Here is a 1,375-nt window from a genome sequence, read left to right as displayed (position 1 = left end):
GCTTCCACCTTCAGAGCGACGCTATCCCGTCGCCTTCTGCGGATTCAACAGAGCAGCGATTTCGTGTTCACGAAGGCGCTTGCCGCAGTTCACGCACTCTGCGGTCGGCACATCTGATTGATTTCCGTCCCACCTTCCACCTTCCGAAGAGCTTGATGATGAGGCTACATTTGAAAGGCGAAATTCCTCTTTAAACCACGGCTTAACGCTATTCTCTTCCTGATTTAGCTCCCGTTCAGCCGCTTCGGCCTTTAATTGGATACAGTCGTGCTCTTCGGGCAAGCGATGTTCCACACAAAACTGCTGGTCACACCCTTTACAAGTATATGGGAGCCGATCTACATCGCGACCGCAGTGGTCGCATTCCATACGACCTCTTTGATTAGAAACAAGTTATCTTTTCTGGCAGGACGAGACGTTTACGGGGGTATTGAGAGTCCGATTTACGCGCAGAACATCTGTGTAGCGTACACTTTATTTTCATCAGTAATTGTGATCCCGACTCCTGTTTCCGACCACCGCGTTCTGAGCATATTTTCACGATGGCCGGGAGAGTTCATCCACTGACGTGTCAGAGATTTCGCAAGTTCCTCTTCGTCGGTTAGGTATTCCGTACCGGATTCGGTTTTTATGTCTTCAAATACCCACGATTGAGCTACATTTTCACCGCCGGTAAGACAGGATGCTTGTGACAGTCGTTCGTCAGTGGTAGAACCAGGTAGATCGTGTGCTAACTCGTCGTGGGACGCCATATCATCGCTGTGTAGGCGGGATTGTTGGTTGAGATTGGTTGATTCTGATAGTCGAGATAAGCCACGCTCTGATCGTCTCTGATTCACTTCTTCGTGGACCAGTTGTTCCACCTGTGTTTTGTTTATTTCAGCAGATTCAGTTACGTTCGATACTGTACTCGAAATTGGAGAAACGACCTGTTCCTGCGGAGAATTGATTGGACCGAAACAAGCCTGCCCTGCGATTAGTACGAGTACAGCGGCCATAATCGCAAACTTCGAGATCTTCCACAGTCCCGTAGCTGGATACTTTCGCGTGAACTTGAGAAATCCGATTATATTACTGCCGATCCAATATGGGATTGAGATCAGTAGCCAAAAAACATCAGCCACCCCCGACAGGGAGTTACTTGACCCAGATGATCTTTCTTTTGCTTGAGCTGAAGAGTAGTTTTCCCACGAGCGTTCGATGGTCTGAACGTGAACACATTCGTGGTACTCAGGTAACCGGTGATCACTACAGTGGGTTTCGCCGCACCTGTTACAGGTATACGGCATCCCATCGATGTCGCGACCGCAGTGATCGCAGTCCATAGCAATCTCTTACTGACCAACTAGTTATTTTTATTGCCAGATTCTGTGTT

General features: G+C 48.6%; 2 protein-coding genes. Both read right to left on the bottom strand.

Annotation, left to right across the window (positions count from 1 at the left end; translation table 11 throughout):
- Positions 1 to 21 precede the first annotated feature (21 nt).
- Positions 22 to 369: an AN1-type zinc finger domain-containing protein gene (locus EXE44_RS22235; RefSeq protein WP_137706826.1), complete on the bottom strand. Its 348-nt coding sequence runs from the start codon at positions 367 to 369 to the stop codon at positions 22 to 24.
- Between the two features lie 74 nt (positions 370 to 443).
- On the bottom strand, positions 444 to 998 hold the full coding sequence (locus EXE44_RS22110; protein ID WP_369333863.1) for a CAP domain-containing protein: 555 nt from the start codon (positions 996 to 998) through the stop codon (positions 444 to 446).
- Positions 999 to 1,375: the final 377 nt, after the last annotated feature.

Source organism: Halorubrum sp. SS7 (assembly GCF_005435055.1).
Taxonomy (GTDB): domain Archaea; phylum Halobacteriota; class Halobacteria; order Halobacteriales; family Haloferacaceae; genus Halorubrum; species Halorubrum salinarum.
This window is presented reverse-complemented; position numbering and strand designations above follow the sequence as displayed.